The following is a 21327-nucleotide window of genomic DNA, read 5'->3' as shown; positions in this document are numbered from 1 at the left end:
TCACCGTCCGGTCACGTTAAGACAAAAAATCCCGGCCGGGCCTGGCGGTTGCCCGCTTCTGTTGTCAAAGTGACTGTAGTGACTGGTGTGAATTACGTGGTTTCGGCCAGATGATTCACACTTGCGAGTGCATGCAGCGCCGGCAGGTCTCGATGTAGCGGCCACCGCGTGAGTCATGCAACGGCGGCTGAGGCGCGAAGTCACCGCGCTGACGCAAGAAGGGCCCGGCAGGGTCCAGGAGGTTGGATCCCCATGAAACGCATCTACGCCTTCGCCATCGGTCTGGCGATGATGGTCAGCCCGATGGCGGCCGTCCCGGGCCTCGCGGCCGCCGACCCCGGCCTGAGGTCGACGGATTACCAGCAGGCCACCGACGTCGTCATCGCCCGCGGTCTTTCACAGCGCGGGGTGCCGTTCTCGTGGGCCGGCGGCGGTGTCACCGGCCCCACTCGCGGCAAGGGTTCCGGCATCTACACCGTTGGGTTCGACGCATCGGGGCTGATCCAATACGCCTACGCCGGCGCCGGGATCAAGCTCCCGCGTTCCTCCGGCGAGATGTACAAAGTAGGCCAGAAGGTCCTGCCGCAGCAGGCACGCAAAGGTGACCTGATCTTCTACGGTCCCGAAGGCACCCAAAGTGTCGCCATGTATCTCGGCAACGGCCAGATGCTGGAGGTTGGCGACGTGGTTCAGGTGTCGCCGGTGCGAAGCAGCGGCATGACCCCCTACCTGGTCCGGATCCTCGGTACCCAGACCGCGCCCGGCCAGCAGCTGCCGCCGCAGACACCATTGCCGCAGGCGCCGGTACAGCAGACGCCGCAGACACCATTGCCGCAGGCGCCGGTACAGCAGACACCGCTGCCACAGACGCCGTTGCAGCAGGCGCCCGCGCGACAGGCACCACTGCAGCAGCTGCCCGCGCAACAGGCACCACTACCGCAGGCCCCCTTGCAGCAGGCGCCCGCAACCCAGGCACCGCTGCAGCAGTTGCCGGCACAGCAGGCACCACTGCAGCACATGCCGGCGCAGCAAGCGCCCGCGCAGCCGGCCCCGGCGCAGCCTGCACCCACCGGCACCCCCCGATAACCTTCGCGACCCAACGCAACCCGCCACCGGTCCCCGCTGCTCAGCGCGGGGCCGGTAGCGGGTTTCGGTAAATTAGCGGTCGATCATGCAGACCCTGGCACCACCTCCTACACCGACCGCGATGGGGTCGCGGGCGGTGGGCTTTTATCGGCATGATCTCGACGGCTTGCGGGGTATCGCGATTGCGCTGGTCGCCGCATTCCATGTGTGGTTCGGCCGGGTTTCCGGCGGCGTGGACGTGTTCCTGGCGTTGTCCGGCTTCTTCTTCGGCGGCAAAGTACTGCGGGCGGCCCTTGATCCAGCGGTGAAGCTCTCGCCGATCACCGAGGTGGTCAGACTGGTCCGCCGGCTGGTTCCGGCGCTGGTCGTGGTGCTTGCCGGCTGCGCGTTGCTCACCGTGCTGGTGCAACCGCAGACCCGATGGGAGACGTTCGCCAACCAGAGCCTGGCCAGCCTCGGCTACTACCAGAACTGGGAACTGGCCAACTCGCAGTCGGATTACCTGCGCGCCGGCGAAGCCGTCAGCCCGCTGCAGCACATCTGGTCCATGTCCGTGCAGGGCCAGTTCTATCTGGCATTCCTGTTCCTGGTTGCCGCGTGTGCATATGTATTCAGGCGTCCCCTGGGCCCCCGCCTGCGAACGCTCTTCGTCGTGCTGCTCAGCGCGCTCACGATCGCGTCATTCGGCTACGCGGTCGCCGCCCACCAGGCCAACCAGGCCAACGCGTATTACGACAGCTTCGCGCGGGCGTGGGAGTTGCTCCTGGGGGTGCTCGTCGGTGCGTCGGTGCCCTACATCCGCTGGCCGATGTGGCTGCGCACCGTCACGGCCACCGCAGCACTGGCGGCGATCTTGTCGTGCGGCGCCCTGATCGACGGCGTCAAGGAGTTCCCCGGCCCCTGGGCGCTGGTGCCCGTCGGGGCAGCGATGCTGATGATCATGGCCGGAGCCAACCGGCAAGCCCATCCCGGTACCAGCAATCGCCTGCCTGTGCCGAATCGGGTGCTGGCGATCGGGCCGCTGGTGACGTTGGGGGCGATGGCCTACTCGCTGTATCTGTGGCATTGGCCGCTGCTCATCTTCTGGCTTTCTTACACCGGCCACCGGCAGGCGAACTTCCTCGAGGGCGCAGCGGTGCTGCTGGTCTCGGGTTTACTGGCCTACCTGACGCTTCGCCATGTCGAGGACCCGCTGCGGTACCGGGCACCCACCACCGCCGCCACCGCCCAAGCCGCCCCGTCCTGGCAGCTGCGATTGCGCCGGCCGACCATCGCGCTGGGATCGATAGTGGTGCTGCTGGGCGTCACATTGACCGCGACGTCGTTCAGCTGGCGTGAACATGTCATCGTCGCCCGCGCCTCCGGCAAGGAGCTCAGTGGACTCAGCGCGAACGATTATCCCGGCGCCCGAGCCCTGACCAACCATGCCCGGGTGCCGACCCTGCGGATGCGTCCCACCGTCTTGGAAGTCAAAGACGACCTGCCGGCGTCCACCCGGGACGGGTGCATCAGCGACTTCGTCAATCCGGCTCTGGTCAACTGCACCTACGGCGACGAGGACGCGCCCCGGACCATAGCGCTGGCCGGCGGATCGCATGCCGAACACTGGCTGCCGGCGCTGGACCTGCTCGGGCGTCTGCACCACTTCAAAGTGGTGACCTATCTCAAGATGGGCTGCCCGCTGTCGACCGAGGAAGTCCCGTTGATCATGGGCAACAACGCCGCGTACCCACAGTGCCGCGAGTGGGTGCAGGCAACCATGGAAAAGATCGTCGCCGATCGTCCCGATTACGTGTTCACCACGTCGACCCGCCCCTGGAACATCAAGCCCGGCGACGTGATGCCGGCCACCTACATCGGGATCTGGCAAACGTTGTCGGACAACAACATTCCTATTCTCGCCGTTCGCGACACCCCGTGGATGGTCAAGGACGGCCAACCATTCAAGCCGGCGGACTGCCTGGCCAAGGGCGGCAATGGGAAGTCCTGCGGAATCAAGCGGTCCGAGTTACTCTCCGACTACAACACCACCCTGGATTTCGTGGCGCAGTTTCCATTGCTGAAGCCCATCGACATGTCGGATGCGATATGCCGCGAGGATTTCTGCCGCGCGGTCGAGGGGAATGTGCTGATCTACCGCGACTCTCACCACCTGACACCGACGTACATGCGAACCATGGCACCCGAACTGGGGCGACAGATCGCGACGATCACCGGCTGGTGGTGATTGGGCGCCGACGCGAGCGGCGCGAAACAGCAGGACACGAGCGCGAATCACCAAACGGCGCCACACCGAACGCGGATAAAGTCAACCCATGTCGCCGAACAACACCGAACGCTCAGGCGGAACCCGGCCCACACTGCCCACGGTGTGGCCGGGCACCCCGTATCCGCTCGGAGCTACCTACGACGGTGCCGGCACCAACTTTTCGGTGTTCTCCGAAATCGCCGAGAAAGTCGAATTGTGCCTGATCGCCGACGACGGTAGCGAAACCCGAATCTCCCTGGACGAGGTCGACGGATACGTCTGGCACGCCTATCTGCCCAACATCATCCCCGGCCAGCGTTATGGGTTTCGGGTTTACGGGCCCTTTGCCCCCTCGGCCGGCCATCGCTGTGATCCCAGCAAACTGCTGCTCGACCCGTACGGCAAAGCCTTCGACGGCGATTTCACCTTCGGGCAGGCGCTGTTCTCCTACGACATGAGTGCAGTGGACCCCGAAAGCGATTCGGCCGACCCGGGCACCCCTCCCATGGTTGACTCCCTGGGCTCCACCATGACCAGCGTGGTGATCAACCCGTTCTTCGACTGGGGCTACGACCGGGCACCGGTGACTCCGTATAACGAGACGGTCATCTACGAGGCTCATGTCAAAGGGATGACGCAAACTCACCCGGGTATCCCTGAGCAACTGCGGGGCACCTACGCCGGCCTGGCCCACCCGATGATCATCGACCACCTCAAGTCGCTGAACGTCACCGCGCTCGAACTGATGCCGGTACACCAGTTCCTGCACGACTCGCGGCTACTCGACTTGGGCTTGCGAAACTACTGGGGCTACAACACGTTCGGCTTTTTCGCCCCACACAACCAATACGCGTCGAACCGGCATCCCGGCGGGGCGGTGGCCGAGTTCAAATCCATGGTGCGCAGCCTGCACGAAGCCGATATCGAGGTGATCCTGGACGTGGTGTACAACCACACCGCCGAAGGCAACCACCTGGGCCCGACCATCAACTTCCGCGGCATCGACAATGCCGCCTACTACCGGCTCGTCGACTCGGACCTGCGGCTGTACAAGGACTACACGGGTACCGGTAACAGCCTCAACGCGCGCCACCCGCACGTGCTGCAACTGATCATGGACTCACTGCGCTACTGGGTGCTCGAGATGCACGTCGACGGATTCCGCTTCGACCTGGCCGCGACCCTGGCCCGAGAGCTGCACGACGTGGACCGGTTGAGCGCATTCTTCGACCTGGTACAGCAGGATCCGGTGGTCAGCCAGGTCAAATTGATCGCCGAACCGTGGGACGTCGGCGAGGGCGGCTACCAGGTCGGCAATTTTCCCGGTTTGTGGACGGAGTGGAACGGGAAGTATCGGGATACTGTGCGTGACTACTGGCGGGGCGAGCCCGCAACCCTGGGCGAGTTCGCCTCCCGGCTGACCGGGTCGTCGGACCTCTACGAGGCGACCGGCCGCCGTCCCAGCGCGAGCATCAACTTCGTCACCGCCCATGACGGCTTCACCCTCAACGACCTGGTGTCTTACAACGAAAAGCACAACGAGGCCAATGGCGAGGCCAACCGCGACGGAGAAAGCCACAACCGGTCGTGGAACTGCGGCGTCGAAGGTCCCACCGACGACCCCGACATCGCGGCGCTGCGCCGCCGCCAGATGCGCAACTTCTGGGCCACCCTGATGCTCAGCCAAGGCACACCGATGATCCTGCACGGGGACGAGATCGGGCGCACCCAGGGCGGAAACAACAACGTCTACTGCCAGGACTCCGAATTGTCCTGGATGGACTGGACTTTGGTGGACAAGAACTCGGATCTGCTGACCTTCGCGCGCAAGGTAACCACGTTGCGCAAGAACCACCCGGTGTTTCGCCGGCGTAGGTTCTTCGAAGGCGAACCGATCCGAAGCGGCGACGAGGTACGCGATATCGCTTGGTTGACGCCGGACGGCCGCGAAATGACACACGAGGATTGGGGCAAGAGTTTTCACCAGTACGTGGCGGTGTTTCTCAACGGCGACGCCATCACGGCACCCAACGCCCGCGGTGAGCGGGTGGTCGACGATTCATTCCTGTTGTGCTTCAACGCTCACGACGAACCGGTCGAGTTCCTGACGCCCCATGGCAGCTACGCGCAGGAGTGGACCGTGGAGCTCGACACCAACGACCCGGCCGGTCTCAAAGAGGTAGGCGACCGGGTCCTCAACGCCGGAGAACAGTTCTCGCTGCCCGCCCGTTCGCTCCTCGTACTCCGTAAGACGTTGTGACACATGGCTTTGCCCATCGTGTCCAGCTACCGGCTGCAGCTGCGTGGTTGCTCCAGCGGATTCGCGTTCACCTTCGCCGACGCCGAGAACCTGCTGGACTACTTCGACGACCTCGGGGTGTCACATCTGTACCTGTCCCCGATCATGACCGCGGCCGCCGGGTCGAGCCACGGCTACGATGTCACCGACCCGACGGCGGTGTCGGCCGAGCTCGGGGGCGCTGACGGGCTGGCGCGACTATCGGCGGCGGCCCGGGCCCGCGGCATCGGTCTGGTCGTCGACATAGTGCCCAACCATGTGGGCATCGACCAGCCCGAGCAGAACGCCTGGTGGTGGGACGTCCTGCGACACGGCCGCTCGTCGGCCTACGCCAGCTACTTCGACATCGACTGGGATCTCGACGAGGACGGCCGAATTGTGCTGCCGATTCTGGGTTCCGACGACGACGTCGCGGACCTGAAAGTCGACGGCGACCTGTTGCGGTTGGGTGATCTGGCGCTGCCGATCGCGCCCGGCACCGCGGCGGGCACCGGCCCGGAGATTCACGACCGTCAGCACTACCGATTAGTGGGCTGGCGAAACGGGGTCTGCGGCTACCGCCGGTTCTTCTCGATCACCTCGCTGGCCGGGCTGCGTCAGGAGGACCGGGCGGTGTTCGACGCCACCCATGCCGAAGTCGCGCGATGGTTTGTCGAGGGACTCGTCGACGGCGTGCGCATCGATCATCCCGACGGCCTGTCGGATCCGTGTGGATACCTCACGTGGTTACGCGAATTGCTCGGCCCTGACGCATGGATCGTGATCGAGAAGATCCTGGCCGTCGACGAGGCGCTGGAGCCGACGCTGCCGGTGGCCGGCACCACCGGCTACGACGCATTGCGGGAGATAGGCGGGCTTTTCGTCGATCCGAGCGGAGCCGCGGAGCTCACCGCGCTGGTCGAGTCCGCGGGAGTGAACTATCGGGCGATGCCGGACATGTTGGCCGAGCTCAAGACCCGTTCGGCAACCGACACCCTGGCAAGCGAATTGCGCAGGCTACGCCGCAGTATCGTGGCCGCCGCCGGCGCCGATGATCCGTTGCTGCCCGAGGCGATAGCCGCGCTACTCACCCACATCGGCGTGTACCGCTGCGACTACCCGGGCCTGGCCGCGGTGATGCCCACCGCGTTGGCCGAAACCCAGTCGGCCGCACCGGAATTAGGTCCGGCACTGCAGGTCGTCGCCGCGGCGCTGGCCATTGGCGGCGAACCGGCCACCCGGCTGCAGCAGCTCTGCGGTGCGGTGACCGCCAAATCCGTCGAGGACTGCTACTTCTACCGTGACTCCCGGCTGGTTTCACTCAACGAGGTGGGTGGCGAACCGCACCGGTTCGGTGTCGGGGCGGCGGAGTTCCATCACAGCGCTGCCACCCGGGCCCGGATGTGGCCGCTCGCGATGACGACACTGACCACCCACGACACCAAGCGCGGTGAGGATGTGCGCGCCCGGATCGGGGTGCTCTCACAGGTTCCGTCGCTGTGGGCCGAGTTCGTCGCCCGTTGGGAGATCCAGTCCCCCTCCCCCGATCCCGCCACCGGACAATTCTTGTGGCAGAACATCTTCGGGGTGTGGCCCGTCAGTGGTGAGGTGACCGCCGAGCTACGCGACCGGCTGCACAGCTACGCCGAGAAGGCCATCCGGGAAGCGGCCTGGCACACCTCGTGGAACGATCCGGACACCGATTTCGAGGACGCGATACACCGCTGGCTCGATACCGTGCTCGACGGTCCGGTGGCCGAGCAGCTGACCGGGCTGGTGGCTCAGCTGCACCCGCATGCGGCAAGCGACGCGCTCGGCCAGAAGCTGCTCGCGCTGACCGTACCCGGGATACCCGATGTGTACCAGGGGACCGAGCTGTGGGACGACAGCCTGGTCGACCCCGACAACCGCCGGCCCGTCGATTACGCCGCCCGCCGCACCGCACTGAAAACGTTGGCACACCCCAAGATTCGGGTCGTCACCACCGCGCTTCGGCTGCGGCGCTCCCGTCCGGAGAGCTTCCGGCACGGTGGCTACGTACCGGTGCTGGCCAGCGGCGACGCCAGTGATCATGTGGTGGCGTTTCGCCGCGGCTGGGAATGCCAGGACATCCTGGTCGCGGTGACCCGCTGGACCGTGCGGCTGGAGGAAACCGGCTGGGGTAATACCGTGGTGCCGCTGCCCGACGGGTCCTGGACCGACACGCTTTCCGGTGCCACGGCAAGCGGGCCGACGTCGGCCGCAGAACTGTTCGCGGACCTACCCGTGGTCCTGCTGGAGCGCAACCGTGACTGAATTTCGCGTCTGGGCACCCAAACCCGAGCTGGTGCGTCTTGACGTCGACGGCCGGGTGCACCCAATGACTCGTTCGGATGACGGGTGGTGGCACGCGGTCGTGGACACGGCACCGCACGCGCGCTACGGATATCTGCTCGACGACGACCCCGCCGTGCTGCCCGACCCCCGATCACCTCGCCAACCCGACGGGGTGCACGCGCGCTCGCAGTTGTGGGACCCTGCCGACGCGGCGTGGACCGACACCGATTGGGCGGGCCGGTCGGTCGAAGGCGCGGTGATCTACGAATTACACCCGGGCACCTTCACCGGCGCCGGCACCTTCGACGCTGCCGTCGAAAAGCTGGACTATCTGGTCGATCTCGGGATCGATTTCGTCGAGCTGCTGCCGGTCAACTCTTTTGCCGGCACCCGAGGCTGGGGATACGACGGCGTGCTGTGGTACAGCGTGCACGAACCCTACGGCGGACCCGACGGGCTGGTCCGGTTCGTCGACGCCTGTCACGCCCGCGGTCTGGGGGTCTTGATCGATGCGGTGTTCAACCACCTTGGCCCGTCGGGGAATTACCTGCCGCGGTTCGGCCCTTACCTCTCGTCGGCGAGCAACCCGTGGGGGGAGGGTATCAACATCGCCGACGCCGACTCCGACGAGGTCCGCCGCTACATCATCGGGTGCGCGCTGCGGTGGATGCGCGACTTTCACGCCGACGGGCTGCGGCTGGACGCCGTGCACGCGCTGGTGGACACCACCGCCATCGATATCCTCGAGGAGCTGGCCGGCGAAACCGATTGGCTGTCAACCCAGCTGGGGCGTCCGCTGTCGCTGATCGCCGAAAGCGACCGCAATGATCCCCGGGTGATCACCGCGCGCGATTGCGGCGGCTATGGACTGACCGCGCAATGGTCCGACGACATCCATCACGCCATCCACACCGCGGTATCCGGCGAGCGCCAAGGCTATTATGCGGATTTCGGCTCGCTGGCCACGCTGGCACACACCCTGCGCCACGGTTACTTTCACGCGGCCACCTATTCATCGTTTCGGCGCCGGCGCCACGGGCGGCCGCTGGATACTGCGACCGTCCCGGCCACCAGGCTGCTCGCCTATACCTGCACCCACGACCAGGTTGGCAACCGGGCTCTGGGAGACCGCCCGTCGCAATACCTGACCGGTGGCCAGCTGGCGATCAAGGCCGCGCTGGCGCTCGGATCACCTTATACAGCAATGCTTTTCATGGGTGAGGAATGGGGGGCGTCGACACCCTTCCAGTTCTTCAGCTCGCATCCCGAACCGGAGCTGGCCCGGGCCACCGCGGAGGGACGCAAGTCCGAATTCGCCGAGCACGGCTGGGATGCCGGCGAGATCCCCGACCCCCAAGACCCGCAGACGTTTCAGCGCTCCAAGCTGAATTGGGATGAGGTCCATGCCGGCGAACACGCGCTCGTGCACCGCTTTTATCGCGACCTGATCGCGTTGCGGCACGACGACCCCGATATGGCCGATCCCTGGCTCGGGCGCCTGACCGTCGACTACGACGAAGACCAACGCTGGATCATCGTGTGCCGCAACCGGTTGCGCATCGCGTGCAACCTGGGCGCCGAATCGGTGCAGGTGCCCGTCACCGGTGAGGTGGTACTGGCCTGGGGCGAGCCGGCAGTCGACGCCGACCACACTGCGCTGGAAGGCCATTCGGTCGCCATTCTCCGCTGCGGATAGCACCGCGAGCAGACGCGGAATCGCACTGTTGTGGCCAAAACAGTGCGATTCCGCGTCTGCTCGCCACCCGGTAGCTCACACGCTGCGTCGGCCGGTGACGTGCACCGCCTCGGCAATCGAGTCGGCAAGGGGTTCGATCTCGCCAACGCTCAGATCCGCAATCGTGATCCGCATTCCGGGCGGGGTGGCAATTCGAAACCGCGATCCCGGCGCCGCCGCCCAGCCGGTATTGAGCAGACGGGTGATCGCCACCGTCTCGTCGGGCACCGGAATCCACACGTTCAGCCCGGATCGGCCGTAAGCAAGGACGCCACGGTTGGCCAGGGCAGCACATAACCGCCGACGGGTATCCGCGTAGCGCCGTTCGGCTTTGCGAATCAGGCGCGTCGCCTCCTTGTCCGACCACCGCGTTACGGCCAGATCCTGCAGCAGGTGGCTCACCCAGCCCGGCCCCAGCCTTAGCCGCCCCTGCACCCGTTCGACCGTCCGCCGATCTCCGGCGACGATGGCCAGGCGCAGGTCGGGGCCATAGGCCTTTGATGCCGAGCGCACGAGAACCCAGTGCTCGGTCGAACCTGCGAGGGTGTGCAGGGGTGCCCCGGCAATGCCGGCACAGTGGTCGTCCTCGACCAGCAGCACGTCGTCGGATCGGGCCGCCAACAGATTGCCCAGCGCGGTCGCACGATCCGCGGACACCGCCGCCCCGGTCGGGTTCTGCGCGCGAGTGGTGATTACCACTGCCCGCACCCCGCGGCTCAGTGCTCGGGCGAGGTCGGCAACCAGCGGCCCGTCGTCGTCGACTCGTACCGGCTCCGCGTTAAGTCTCAGTGCGGCAAGCAGATCGAGCAGATTGGCCCAGCCCGGGTCCTCGACGGCGACCCGGTCACCGGGCCGCAGGTGTGCGGTCAGCGCCCGCTCGATGCCGTCGAGCGCGCCGCTGGTCACCGCGAGGTGGTGAGCCGGGACGCCATCCGCGGTCAGCGCGGCGCGAGCGTGGTGGACCAACTCGTCAGACATCGGCAGCTGTCCGTAGAGGACGGGCGGTCCGGGACGGGTCCGCAGTCGCGCGACGGCGATCGGCAGCAAAGCGGGGTCCGGGTTGCCGGTAGACAAGTCGCGGGCGCCTTCGGGGACGTCGAGGCCGAGCGCGGACCGCGGCGTGATGGCCGGCCGGTCGCGCACCCGGGTACCGCGCCGCCCCGCGGTCTCGACGGCTCCACGATCACGAAGGATGCGGTACGCGGCGGCCACCGTGTTGGGATTCACGCCGAGTTGCCCCGCGACATCGCGGATAGGCGGCAGCGTGTCGCCGGGCGTGAGGCTGCCTTGCGAGATGGCTTGTTCGACGCTGGTGGCTATGGATTCGGCGCCCGTCCCGGTTATCCTATATTGTGCTGGCACAGTCATAATTATGTACTAGTACGGAATCGGTGGCAATGATATGGCCCGTGGATACCAACCAACGCCAGGCACTACCCCCTCTCGCTACCGCGAGCGTGCTCGTTACGACGGCGAGACCGTCCATCGCATCCTCGACGAGGCCTTGTTCTGTCACCTTGGCTATGTCCGCGACGGCAGGCCGGTGGTCTTGCCGACCATGCATGTCCGCTGCGGAGAGACGCTGTACATTCACGGCTCCACCGGCAGCGGACCAATGCTTGGCGCCAAGCCAGCCGGCCTGCCCGTCTGCGTCACCGCCACCCTCGTCGACGGGCTGGTGCTGGCCCGCTCGGCGATGCACCATTCCCTGAACTATCGCTCGGTAGTCGTGATGGGCAGCGCGCGTGCGGTTGACGACCACGCCGAGAAGTTGTCTGCCTTGCACGCGCTGCTCGACCACATCCGGCCCGGTCGCGCCGCCGACTGCCGAACCCCCAACACCCGTGAACTGGCCGCCACGGCGGTGCTTGCCCTCGATCTTGTCGAGGTTTCGGCCAAGGTGCGCCAGGGCGGGCCGGTCGACGATCCGGAAGATCGTGCGCTGCCGCATTGGGCCGGGGTCATCCCGCTGACCGTGACGGCGGGGACGCCGCGACCGGCCGACGATCTCGACCCTGCTACCCCACTGCCGCAGTATCTGACGGGCAGACCGAGACCTACCGGCGCGCTCACCGTGCCTGGTTATCGGAGGCGGGCTTCGCGGCGTTCGCTCCCCTGGTGCTGTCCCACCATGTTCCCACCAGCACGACGACACCGCCCCAGACCATGCCTACCAACCAGCCGGCCAGCACATCGCTGATGTAGTGCACTCCCAGATAGATACGTGAAAATCCGACCAGGGCGGACCAGCCCATCGCCAAAGTCCACACGATGACTCGCCCGGTCCACGACATGATCAACCAGCGGGCCACCAGCCACCCCGAGAGCAATGTGACCGCGGCGGTGCCCGCTGCGTGCCCCGAGGGAAAGGAGTATCCGCCTTCGGCGATCGTTGCAAAAGGCAGGGCGGGCCGGTCCCGGACTACCAGCGCTTTCGCAACGAGAACCACCAGTGCAATACCACCGCCACCGACCAGAGCAAGCACCACCGGCAGCCACGACCTGCACCGAAAAACGACAGCGGCGCAGGTCAACACGGTGAGCGCCGCCATCCCAACCGGACCGCCCGCAGCGGTGACCACCTGCAGCGTCATGGTCAACCACAGGTCGCGATGGGCCGCAAGCCATTCGGCAGCCGGTTGGTCGATCCCCGCTATGCCGTCACCCTCGAGGACGTCATCGAGCACTTCGGTGAAGCAGACCGCCAATACCGTGACCACCGCAGCGCCGATGAGCAGCGCGACACCGGCGACCTCGGACACCGGCAGTCGACGAGTCAGCGCCCTTCCCCTGGCACCGGCCCGCTTGCGTAGCCAGGCCACCACGCGGCCGATCACGGAGACGTTGCACGCGCGCGCCCACAGTCCGCGAATCGGCGTCTCGTTCCCCGCGATCCACGACGCCGCGGCCACCAGTAGTGCCAGACACGCCACGGTCGCTGCGCTCACCAGACCGAAACCGGGCGTACCGGGTCCAGATGGCTGGCTCATGTTCTAACCCAACGTGCAAGAGAACGCCTCGGTCCGGGCGTCGACCAGGTTATCAAGCCATCGGCCCGTGCAGATGTGAGCAAGATTGCCGGCTACAGCAAGTAGCGGTAGGCCGGCGAACCCGGCTCGAGGGCTTCGATGTGAAGGTCGGTCGCCCGCATCCGGGCCAACAGTCCGTCCAAGTCCGCGGCCGACCCGAGTTCGATACCTACCAGGGCTTCGCCGGTCTCGCGGTTGTTGCGCTTGACGTATTCGAACAACGTGATGTCGTCGGTGGGGCCGAGCACCCCGTCAAGAAACCGGCGCAGCGCACCGGGCTCCTGCGGGAAGTCCACCAGGAAATAGTGCTTGAGGCCCAGGTGAACCAACGAGCGCTCGAGCACCTCGCCATACCGTGACACGTCGTTGTTGCCACCCGAGATCAAGCACACCACGGTGGACCCAGGCTCGATGTCGGCTTCCAGCAAGCCGGCCACCGACAGGGCGCCCGCCGGTTCGGCGATGATGCCCTCGTTCTGATAGAGATCGAGCATCGCGGTACACACCGCGCCTTCGTCGACGGTGGTGATCGACACCATATCCCCGGCGGCTGCCAGCGCCGTATACGTCAGCGTCCCGGCCCGGCTGACCGCGGCGCCGTCGACGAACTGGTCCACATGGTCCAGCGTCACCGGCTCGCCCGCGGCCAGCGCGGCCATCATCGCGGCGGCTCCGGCCGGCTCGATACCCAGCACCGCGGTGGCTGTCGTTCGCTCCGCAAGGTAGGTGGTAATCCCGGCGATGCAGCCGCCGCCGCCGACCGGGACCACCACCAGGTCGGGCTCTTGGACGATCGGGCCGAGCTCGGCAAGGATTTCGACGGCGATGGTGCCCTGCCCGGCGATGGTGCGCAGGTCGTCGTACGGGTGTACCAGCGTGGCGCCGGTACGGCGAACGTCTTCCAGCGCCGCCGCGGCAGCCAGGTCATAAGTCGCCCCGCCCACGATCAACTCGATGAACTCCCCGCCGTGGTAGCGGATTCGGTCTCGCTTTTGCTTAGGTGTTTTGGCCGGGACATAGACGCGGCCGTGCACCCGCAGTGCCCGGCAGGCGAAAGCGAAGCCCTGCGCGTGGTTACCCGCCGAGCAGCACACCACGCCGGCGGCCAGGTCCTCATCGGTCAGTTGCACCAGCAGGTTGTAGGCCCCCCGCAGCTTGTAAGAGCGCACCACCTGCAGGTCTTCGCGTTTCAGATACACCGTCGCGCCGGTGATCGCCGACAACCGGTCACTCAGCTGCAACGGCGTCGGTGTGATGACCGGGGCAATCCGCTTCGCCGCACTGTCGATGTCAGCCGCCGACAGCAGCGGCAGGCTGCTCGGGCCCTGGCTCAGTTCAGCGGACACCGATCAATGGTGCCATGCCACCCGCCGGACGACTCAGCTCACCGGCGTCAGCACGAACAGCGGTATCTGACGGTCCGTATTTTTCTGGTATTCGGCGTAGTCCGGCCAGGCCCGCACGGCCCGGTCCCACCACGTGGCCTTCTCGTCGCCGAATACCTCACGGGCCTGGTAGTCACGCGTGACGGTGCCGTCCCGAAGCTCGACCCGCGGGTTCTTCTTGACGTTGTAGTACCACACCGGGTTCTGCGGGGCCCCGCCCAACGAGGCGACGATTGCGTACTCGCCGTTATGCTCCACGCGCATCAGCGGCGTCTTGCGGAGTTTGCCGGTTTTGGCCCCGACGGTGGTCAGCAGAACGACCGGTTTGCCCTTCATCTCGGTGCCCTCGGTCCCGCCTGATTCGGAGTACTTGTCGGCCTGTTCGCGCGACCAGCCCAGCGGGCTCGGCGCGTATTCACCCTCTAACGGCATAAGCCCACTCTAAAGAGGCGTGCTCGCGGGCGGCGACCGGGCTTCGTGAGCCAATCCGGGCTCCGCCGAATCGCCCGTCACCCCCGCGGCAGACTTCGGTTACCCGAAGTCAAAGTAGCCACTATCCTGAATTCATGACCACAGCCGAACGATTGCGCTCGTTCGCCGCCCCGAATAATGCGGACGTGCTGATCGCGGGTGTGCCCTGGCCGCGGCACAAGTTGTTCGCCGTGATCGCCGGGTTCGCCGCCCTGGTGCTGCTCGGGGTGGTGACCACGAGTGCAGCCGCGTCTGTGCTGGGCGCCACCGCAGTCGGAATCGTGGTCGGCCTCGTACTGAAGATCCTCACACCGGCGCAGCGCTGACGGCCATAAGGCGGGTCACCGCGTTCTGGCCAGTTCGGCGATCGCGTTGACCCGCCTTATGGCCGTCGCGATCTCGTCGGCGAATTCACGCCGCCGTTGGGCGATGTCGTGGGAGTCGGAGTAGCCGGCCTCATCCACGAGCTCACGATGGCGAGCCAGCCGAAGTGCGGTCTTGAAAAGCTCCATCGACCTGGACTCGGCGTTGGCGATTCTGCGCTGCAATTCCCACTGCTTGCCCACCTGCAGACACTCGGCCAGAAACGCCTGCTCGTCGAACGCGTCGTCTTCGCAGGCGGCCAGGCGGTCGGCGACGATGTGGTAGGCGTCCAGGAACGGCCGTAGCACCAGATGCGCCAGCAGCAGATCGGCCGACTCCAGCAGTTGCCGTACCTGCTCGGCGGTGGCCGCCTTGGTGGTGTCTTCCACCGGCCCGATCAGCCGTACTTCGTCGGCGAGGTCCTTCTCGAACTGCGCGCGCGCCGAAAACAGGAACTCGAACTTGAGTAGCTCGCGAAGCCGCAGCGCCTCGTCGCGCACGGTAGCCGGTAACACGGAACCGTTCCCGGACCGTTCGGAGATCTCCGCGGCCGCCAACAACGCCATCTCCGCGATGGCACGGTCGACGAAGATGTGAATTGCGGTGTTGCGATAGAACGCGGCGACGAGGTGCTGGTCCTCGCCGATGCCCCACACCGCTTCGGTGCCGGCCTCGTAGACGCGCACCACACCCGACGCCACCATTTGGTGCAATGCCCATCGGATGGTGGAGCGATTCGTCAGATCCGCCGCGCCGGCCACCGCCCAGTGACGCGCCGCGATGTAGCTGGCCAGCGGTTGCACCGTGGCCAGCACCTCGCTGATGGACAGCGAACGGTCGGCGCCCAGCAGCGCCAGACTGACCACCGCGGTGGGCGTAACCGGCGTGGCGCGGTTGATGCGGTGCTCCACGTCCAGCGCGATGCGTTCGATCTCGGTTCCGCTGCCCGATTCGTCAGCCCGCAACTCCTCGAGGCGTTTGCGCAGCGGCAGCGGCTCGCCGAAGTCCAGGTAGGCACGGCCGAGCCGCTCACCCTGCTGGCGCGCGAGCCGGATCAGGAAGCGCAGGTCCTCCGGCGGTTTTACCGCACCATAGGCCTCGGTGGTCATGGCCTCCACCTCGTGCAGCTGGTCGTACACGATGGACGTCGGCACCAAATACACCTCCGGACCGTCGATTTCGTCGACGGCGTCGGCGATGTAGCGCAGGATCCCGAACACCGGAGGGCGCAGCTTGCCGGTACGGGTCCGGCCCCCTTCGATCGACCAGGTCAGGTTGGCGTGGTTTTGCACCAGCTGCGCGGCGTAGGCGCGCAGCACGAACCGGTAAACGGGAATGTCTTTGGTCTGGCGCCGGATGAAGATGGCCCCGGTGCGCTTGGCCCACGCACCCATCGGGAAGAAGTTCAAGTTTGCGCCGCCGAAGGTCAGCGCCGGGGACAGCCGATTGGCCAGGATCACCTCGGGCAGCAGTAAGCCGTCCAGGTAGGAGCGATGCGAGAAGGCGAACGCCAGGGTGGCTTTGCGATCCAGCTTGCGCAGCGCGGCGATCTGGTCCTCGTCGACCAGCACGTCGTAGGCCCGCATGAGCCAGCGACTGAAACCCCGCCACGCCTCCACGGCCCGCTCGTCGAGCGAGGCCGCCATCTCCCGCAGGTAGCCCGCGGCCTCGGCACGGACGCTGTCCGGATCGCGCCCGAGCTCGTGTGCCAGCTTGACCAACCGTTCGTCGTACCACGGGGTGCCCAGCAGCTGGACGACCTCGGCCGGGTCGGTCGACAACGGTGTGATCGATTCGTCGACAATTCCGGTGCGCTGCAGCAGCTTTCGCAACGCAACCCGACCTGCCTCGCGCGCCGTCACCGCCGCTCCCCCAGTGATGCCGGTTGTGCGGACGCCGTGACGGCCGGTTCGTGGACATCGGGTCCCGGCTCGGCCGCGTAGAGTTCCTCGATCTCGGCGGCGTACTTGGCCAGAATCGGGCGGCGCTTGAGTTTCATGGTCAACGTGATCTCGTCACCGCCGGGCTCCCACAAGGTGGGCAGTACCCGGAAACGTTTGATCTGCTCCACGCGGGAAAGTTTGGCATTGCCCTCGGCCACGCCGGCCGCGATGCGGGTGATTACTTCCGGGTCGGCGGCCAGGGCCGCGGGTGACGCGTCGGACAGCCCGTGCCGGGCGGCGTACGGACCGACCGAATCGGCGTCGAAGACCATCAGCGCGGTGTTGTAGGGGCGCCCGTCACCGATGGCCATCATCACGCCGATCATCGGGCAAGCGGCCAGGATGGTGTTCTCAATGTTGGCCGGCGACATGTTCTTTCCGGCCGCGTTGATGATCAACTCCTTCTTCCGGTCGACCACCCGCAGGTAGCCGTGTTCGTCGACGTCGAAAATGTCGCCGGTGTGCAGCCAACCCTCGGGATCAATGGCGGCTGCGGTCTTCTCCGGTTCCTTGCGGTAACCCTTCATCACCAGCGGGCCGCGGACCAGGTATTCACCGTCCTCGGCGATCCTGCCCTCCAACCCGGGCAGCAGCTTGCCGACGCTGCCCAGCCGCGCGTCTCGGGGGTGACAGGCGGTGGCCACGCAGCTCAGCTCGGACATTCCCCAAATCTCGGCAATCGGGATGCCGACGCCGGCGAAGAAACCCAGCGTCTCCTTCGGAATGGGCGCGGCGCCCGAGATCGCCCATCGAAGCTCCCCGAAGCCGAGTCGCTCGCGAAGCTGGGACAACACCAGCTCGTCGGCCCTGGCCCATTCGGCGGCGAGCTCATCGGGGATCGGCACACCGGCGAGCACCGCTTCGGCGCGTCTGGCGGCCACCGACATCGCCCACTGCAATGCCTGCCGCTTCATCTCGTCGCTCTCGTGGCTCACGGTGAATTCGATTGCGGCTTTGAGCTTTTCCCATACCCGCGGAACCGCGCCCCACACGGTGGGCCGCACGTCGGGCAGCGCAGCCGCGATAGCGCGGCCGTCGGAAACCACCGTGACCTGGGTGCCGAACATCTCCTGAAGGTACAGACCGGTCATCCGGTCGGCGATATGCGCCGACGGCAGAAACGACGTGACCCGGTCACCGAACTCGATTCCGAGCACCTCGTCGATGGCGTGGCCCTCGAACAGCAGGTTGGTGTGGGTCATCTCCACACCCTTGGGGTTCCCGGTGGTTCCGGAGGTGTAGATGAGGGTGACGACGTCGTCGCGCTGGACCGCGCGCCACGCCGCCTCGAAGTCGAAATCGGCGGGCGCGGCCGCGTAGAGCGCGGCGACCGAGATGGTGCCCTCCGGCGCGCCGTCAATGCAGACGATGTGGTCGATCGGGGCACCGCTGGCGCGGATGCGGTCGACGTATTGCTCCTCGCAGAGCACCACCTTGGTGCCGGCGTTGTCGAACACGTACGTCAGCTGCTCGGCGGGCAACGTGTTGTAGACCGAAAACGACGTGGCGCCAACGTGTTGGGCACCCACTTCCAGCGGATAGAACTCGATGCGGTTGGCCATCATCAGCGATACCGTGTCGCCGCGCCCGACCCCCAGACCCGCAAGGCCAGCAGCAACGTGGCGCACCTGGTCCGCATACTCGCGCCAGGTCAGCGTCCGGGCGCCTCCGGGGGTCCGCAGTGCCACCGCATCCGGGTCGATGGCGGCGGTTCGCTGAAATGCCTGGCACATGGTGGCCGGGCGCTCGGTCGTGGTCATCTGTCCCGCTCCTTCGCTCCTGCATCGCGCCGCATCAGCACTGCCCGTTCACATCGGTGAGCGTACGTCCGCGATCGCCGGACATGGAAGCCCGCGCCCGGCGCCCGCACCCGAAGTCGAACTGTTCGCAGGCCGGATTCAGTTGTCCACCAAGCTATCTGAGACGTAGAAGACGGGTGCTACTGGCCATCCCCGGACCGAGCGCCCCAGCGCCGCGGCCGGAGCGGCTACTTGAGGTCTGCCGCGGCCGCACATATCCGCGACCCGATGCGCGATCGCTGGGTACGATTTTGCGGTGTCCGACCCAGGGGCAGAGCGTGCGAAGCGCCCGGCGATCTGCCTCAACATGATCGTGCGTAACGAGGCACACATCGTCGTTGAGGCACTCGACTCGGTGGCGCCCTACATCAGCTCGTGGGTGATCGTGGACACCGGCTCCGACGACGGGACTCAGGACCTCATTCGCGACCACATGGCCCGCCTCGGCATTCCCGGTGAGCTGCATGAACGCCCGTGGCGCAACTTCGGCGACAACCGCACCGAGGCGCTGACCCTCGCGCAGGGCCATGGCGACTACGTCTGGGTGGTCGACGCCGACGATTTGCTGGTGGGCACACCCGATTTCGCGGGCCTGGATGCCGACGTCTACTGGGTGCGTTACGTGTGCAATTCCCACGGCTACTACCGCTCGCAGTTGTTCCGTGACGGGGTGCGCGTGCGGTGGGTGGGCGTCACCCACGAGGCGCCGATGTGGGACTTCAACTCCTGCGTGGAGGCGCGCCTGGGGGGCGACTACCACGTCGAGGATCGTCAACGCGGTGCGCGCAACCTGTCGGGACAGAAGTATGAGCGTGACCGTGATCTACTGCTGGCCGAGGTGGAACGCGATCCCGGGGATGCGCGGTCGGTCTTCTATCTGGCCCAGAGCTATTACGACCTTGGTGATTTCGCCAACGCGCGCACGTGGTATGCGCGGCGTGCCGAGATGGCCGGCTGGGCGGAGGAGACCTACTACGCGATGTGGCGGGTCGCGGTGTCGATGGGCCAGCTCAACGAACCGTGGCCCGACGTGCGCGACGCCTACCTGCGGGCCTGGGAGTTTCGGCCGACCCGAGCCGAACCGCTGTTTGCCATCGCGGCTCGGTACCGCGCCGACGGGTGCTACCAGCTTGGCTACGAGTTCGCCAAGCGCGCCGCCGAAATCCCGTTCCCCGAACAGGACATGTTGTTTGTCCGCGCCGACATCTACGACTGGCGGATAGTCGACGAACAAGCGGTGTGCGCGTCCTGGATCGGCAAGTACGCTGAGGCGTTCACGCTGTGGCGGCGGCTGCTGACCCGATCCGACCTCCCGGAGAACGAGCGCCAACGCATCGCGGAAAACCGCGACATCTGTGCGCCGACGATGGTCGAGGCAGCGTCCACGTATCCCGACCCGGAGCTGCTGGCGTCCGTGCAGCCTTCGAGTCAACACAACGCCGGGGTGGTCGTCAGCCTGGTCGCCGGGCCGGACCTCGCTGCCACTGAGCAGACACTCAACTCGTTTCTACGTTGCTGCACCGACGTCTGGCGGGTCGGACGCTTCCTGGTCATCGATGCCGGCCTGTCCGGCCCGGATCGCGAAACACTATGCCGGCGTTACGAATTCCTCGACGTTGTTCGCGTCGGCGTTAAGCTCGGGCAGATCCGCGCCCAGATTGACGGCCGGTTCTGGTTACACCTGGACCGGGGCTGGCGATTCTTCGCGCCCGAAAACCTGATCACCCGCCTCGTGGCAGTCCTCGAGGCCGAGCCGCAAGTGTTTCAGGTGGGCGTCAACCTCGCCGATGCGGTCACGCTGACCGGCGTCAGCGCACCCGAGCAGTCGGTGCGCCGCACACCCGAAGCCGGGCGCTACCTGCTGACCGACGCGATAGCCAGGGGCCCTGCCATATTCGATACCCAGCGACTGGACCGGGCCGGTGGAATCGACCCGACTAGCGAACTCGGACGCCGAGCGGCCGCCGCCGGGCTGCACACCGCCACCCTCGACGAGGTGCTCTGCATCTCCGGCGACAGTAGGGAAACCACTCTCTACACACCGGCGTTCTACGACGGGCAGGCCGCGGGATCGTCCGCCTCCGCGACGGTGATGGTGCCGATGTTGGCCGCGCTGAACCGGCCCAGCTCCGTGCTCGACGTTGGCTGTGGGGTCGGCGGTTGGGTCGCGACCTGGCTGGATAGCGGCGCCGACGCCATCGGCGTGGACGGCGATTACGTCCCCCGCGCTCAGCTATGCATCCCCGCGGACCGCTTCATCGACCATGACCTGACCACCCCGTTGGACCTCGGTCGTCGATTCGACCTGGTCACATGCCTTGAAGTGGCTGAGCACCTGCCGCCGGAGGCCGCCCAGACGCTCGTCGACAGCCTCTGTCGACACGGCGACGTGATCGTCTTTTCGGCGGCGATACCCGGCCAGGGCGGAACCGGGCATGTCAACGAGAGGTGGCCGAGCTACTGGGCGGCGCTGTTTGCCACCCACGGCTACCTGCCCTACGACCTCCTGCGCGGCAAGTTGTGGCACGACACCCGATGCGAGTGGTGGTACCGGCAGAACGTGCTCGTCTACGCCACCGACGACGTCGCCCACGAGCACGGATGGCCCGCCATGACGGGGCCGCTGGACATGGTCCACCCGGAACTGTTCGCGCTTCGATGTGGCGGGTGACTG

At 66.4% G+C, this 21327-nt stretch carries 13 protein-coding genes and 1 pseudogene; 8 read left to right on the top strand and 6 right to left on the bottom strand.

The window, feature by feature from the left end:
* The first annotated feature begins 252 nt into the window (after positions 1-252).
* The 5 genes from ripD to treZ all read left to right on the top strand — a co-directional run bounded on the left by ripD (position 253) and on the right by treZ (position 9624).
* Entirely contained in the window at positions 253-1086 is an 834-nt protein-coding gene (ripD, locus tag MKAN_RS26490; protein WP_023373581.1) for an NlpC/P60 family peptidoglycan-binding protein RipD, read from the top strand.
* An 85-nt stretch (positions 1087-1171) separates the two neighbouring features.
* A complete protein-coding gene (locus tag MKAN_RS26485; RefSeq protein WP_036395356.1) occupies positions 1172-3313 on the top strand; it encodes an acyltransferase family protein in 2142 nt (713 codons plus the stop codon).
* Positions 3314-3401: 88 nt separating this feature from the next.
* On the top strand, positions 3402-5594 hold the full coding sequence (gene glgX, locus MKAN_RS26480) for a glycogen debranching protein GlgX (RefSeq protein WP_023373577.1): 2193 nt from the start codon (positions 3402-3404) through the stop codon (positions 5592-5594).
* Positions 5595-5597: 3 nt separating this feature from the next.
* Positions 5598-7907: a malto-oligosyltrehalose synthase gene (treY, locus tag MKAN_RS26475; RefSeq protein WP_023373575.1), complete on the top strand. Its 2310-nt coding sequence runs from the start codon at positions 5598-5600 to the stop codon at positions 7905-7907.
* Positions 7900-9624, top strand: a complete 1725-nt coding sequence (gene treZ / locus MKAN_RS26470) for a malto-oligosyltrehalose trehalohydrolase (RefSeq protein WP_023373573.1) — start codon at positions 7900-7902, stop codon at positions 9622-9624. Before treY ends, treZ begins: the two co-directional genes overlap by 8 nt.
* A 75-nt stretch (positions 9625-9699) precedes the next feature.
* Here treZ and MKAN_RS26465 read toward each other — a convergent pair whose 3' ends face one another.
* Positions 9700-11025: an aminotransferase class I/II-fold pyridoxal phosphate-dependent enzyme gene (locus MKAN_RS26465; RefSeq protein WP_023373571.1), complete on the bottom strand. Its 1326-nt coding sequence runs from the start codon at positions 11023-11025 to the stop codon at positions 9700-9702.
* Positions 11026-11065: 40 nt separating this feature from the next.
* Here MKAN_RS26465 and MKAN_RS30085 point away from each other — a divergent pair.
* A pseudogene (locus MKAN_RS30085) lies at positions 11066-11704 on the top strand (pyridoxamine 5'-phosphate oxidase family protein); the annotation flags it as partial.
* 28 nt (positions 11705-11732) lie between these two features.
* On the opposite strand, the gene MKAN_RS26455 reads toward MKAN_RS30085, so the two are convergent.
* The 3 genes from MKAN_RS26455 to MKAN_RS26445 form a co-directional block, all read right to left on the bottom strand.
* Complete coding sequence (locus MKAN_RS26455) at positions 11733-12653, bottom strand: phosphatase PAP2 family protein (RefSeq protein WP_042313070.1); 921 nt, start codon at positions 12651-12653, stop codon at positions 11733-11735.
* 92 nt (positions 12654-12745) lie between these two features.
* Positions 12746-14038, bottom strand: coding sequence for a threonine ammonia-lyase (ilvA, locus tag MKAN_RS26450; protein ID WP_023373565.1), 1293 nt, complete (start codon positions 14036-14038; stop codon positions 12746-12748).
* Between the two features lie 33 nt (positions 14039-14071).
* Complete coding sequence (locus tag MKAN_RS26445; protein ID WP_023373563.1) at positions 14072-14509, bottom strand: nitroreductase family deazaflavin-dependent oxidoreductase; 438 nt, start codon at positions 14507-14509, stop codon at positions 14072-14074.
* Positions 14510-14643: 134 nt separating this feature from the next.
* Here MKAN_RS26445 and MKAN_RS26440 point away from each other — a divergent pair, with 134 nt between their 5' ends.
* Positions 14644-14874, top strand: a complete 231-nt coding sequence (locus MKAN_RS26440) for a hypothetical protein (RefSeq protein ID WP_023373561.1) — start codon at positions 14644-14646, stop codon at positions 14872-14874.
* A 15-nt stretch (positions 14875-14889) separates the two neighbouring features.
* Here MKAN_RS26440 and MKAN_RS26435 read toward each other — a convergent pair whose 3' ends face one another.
* Entirely contained in the window at positions 14890-16773 is a 1884-nt protein-coding gene (locus tag MKAN_RS26435) for a lysophospholipid acyltransferase (RefSeq protein WP_023373559.1), read from the bottom strand.
* Positions 16770-18614, bottom strand: coding sequence for a fatty acid--CoA ligase FadD11 (gene fadD11, locus MKAN_RS26430; RefSeq protein WP_023373557.1), 1845 nt, complete (start codon positions 18612-18614; stop codon positions 16770-16772). Before fadD11 ends, MKAN_RS26435 begins: the two co-directional genes overlap by 4 nt.
* A 295-nt stretch (positions 18615-18909) precedes the next feature.
* Between fadD11 and MKAN_RS28970 the strand changes: the two genes are divergently transcribed.
* Positions 18910-21324, top strand: coding sequence for a methyltransferase domain-containing protein (locus tag MKAN_RS28970; RefSeq protein WP_023373555.1), 2415 nt, complete (start codon positions 18910-18912; stop codon positions 21322-21324).
* The last annotated feature ends 3 nt before the right edge of the window (positions 21325-21327 follow it).

Origin of the sequence: Mycobacterium kansasii ATCC 12478 (assembly GCF_000157895.3) — a bacterium.
GTDB classification, from domain to species: Bacteria; Actinomycetota; Actinomycetes; order Mycobacteriales; family Mycobacteriaceae; genus Mycobacterium; species Mycobacterium kansasii.
The sequence above is the reverse complement of the archived record's forward strand: the minus strand, read 5'-3'. Positions and strand labels throughout refer to the sequence as shown.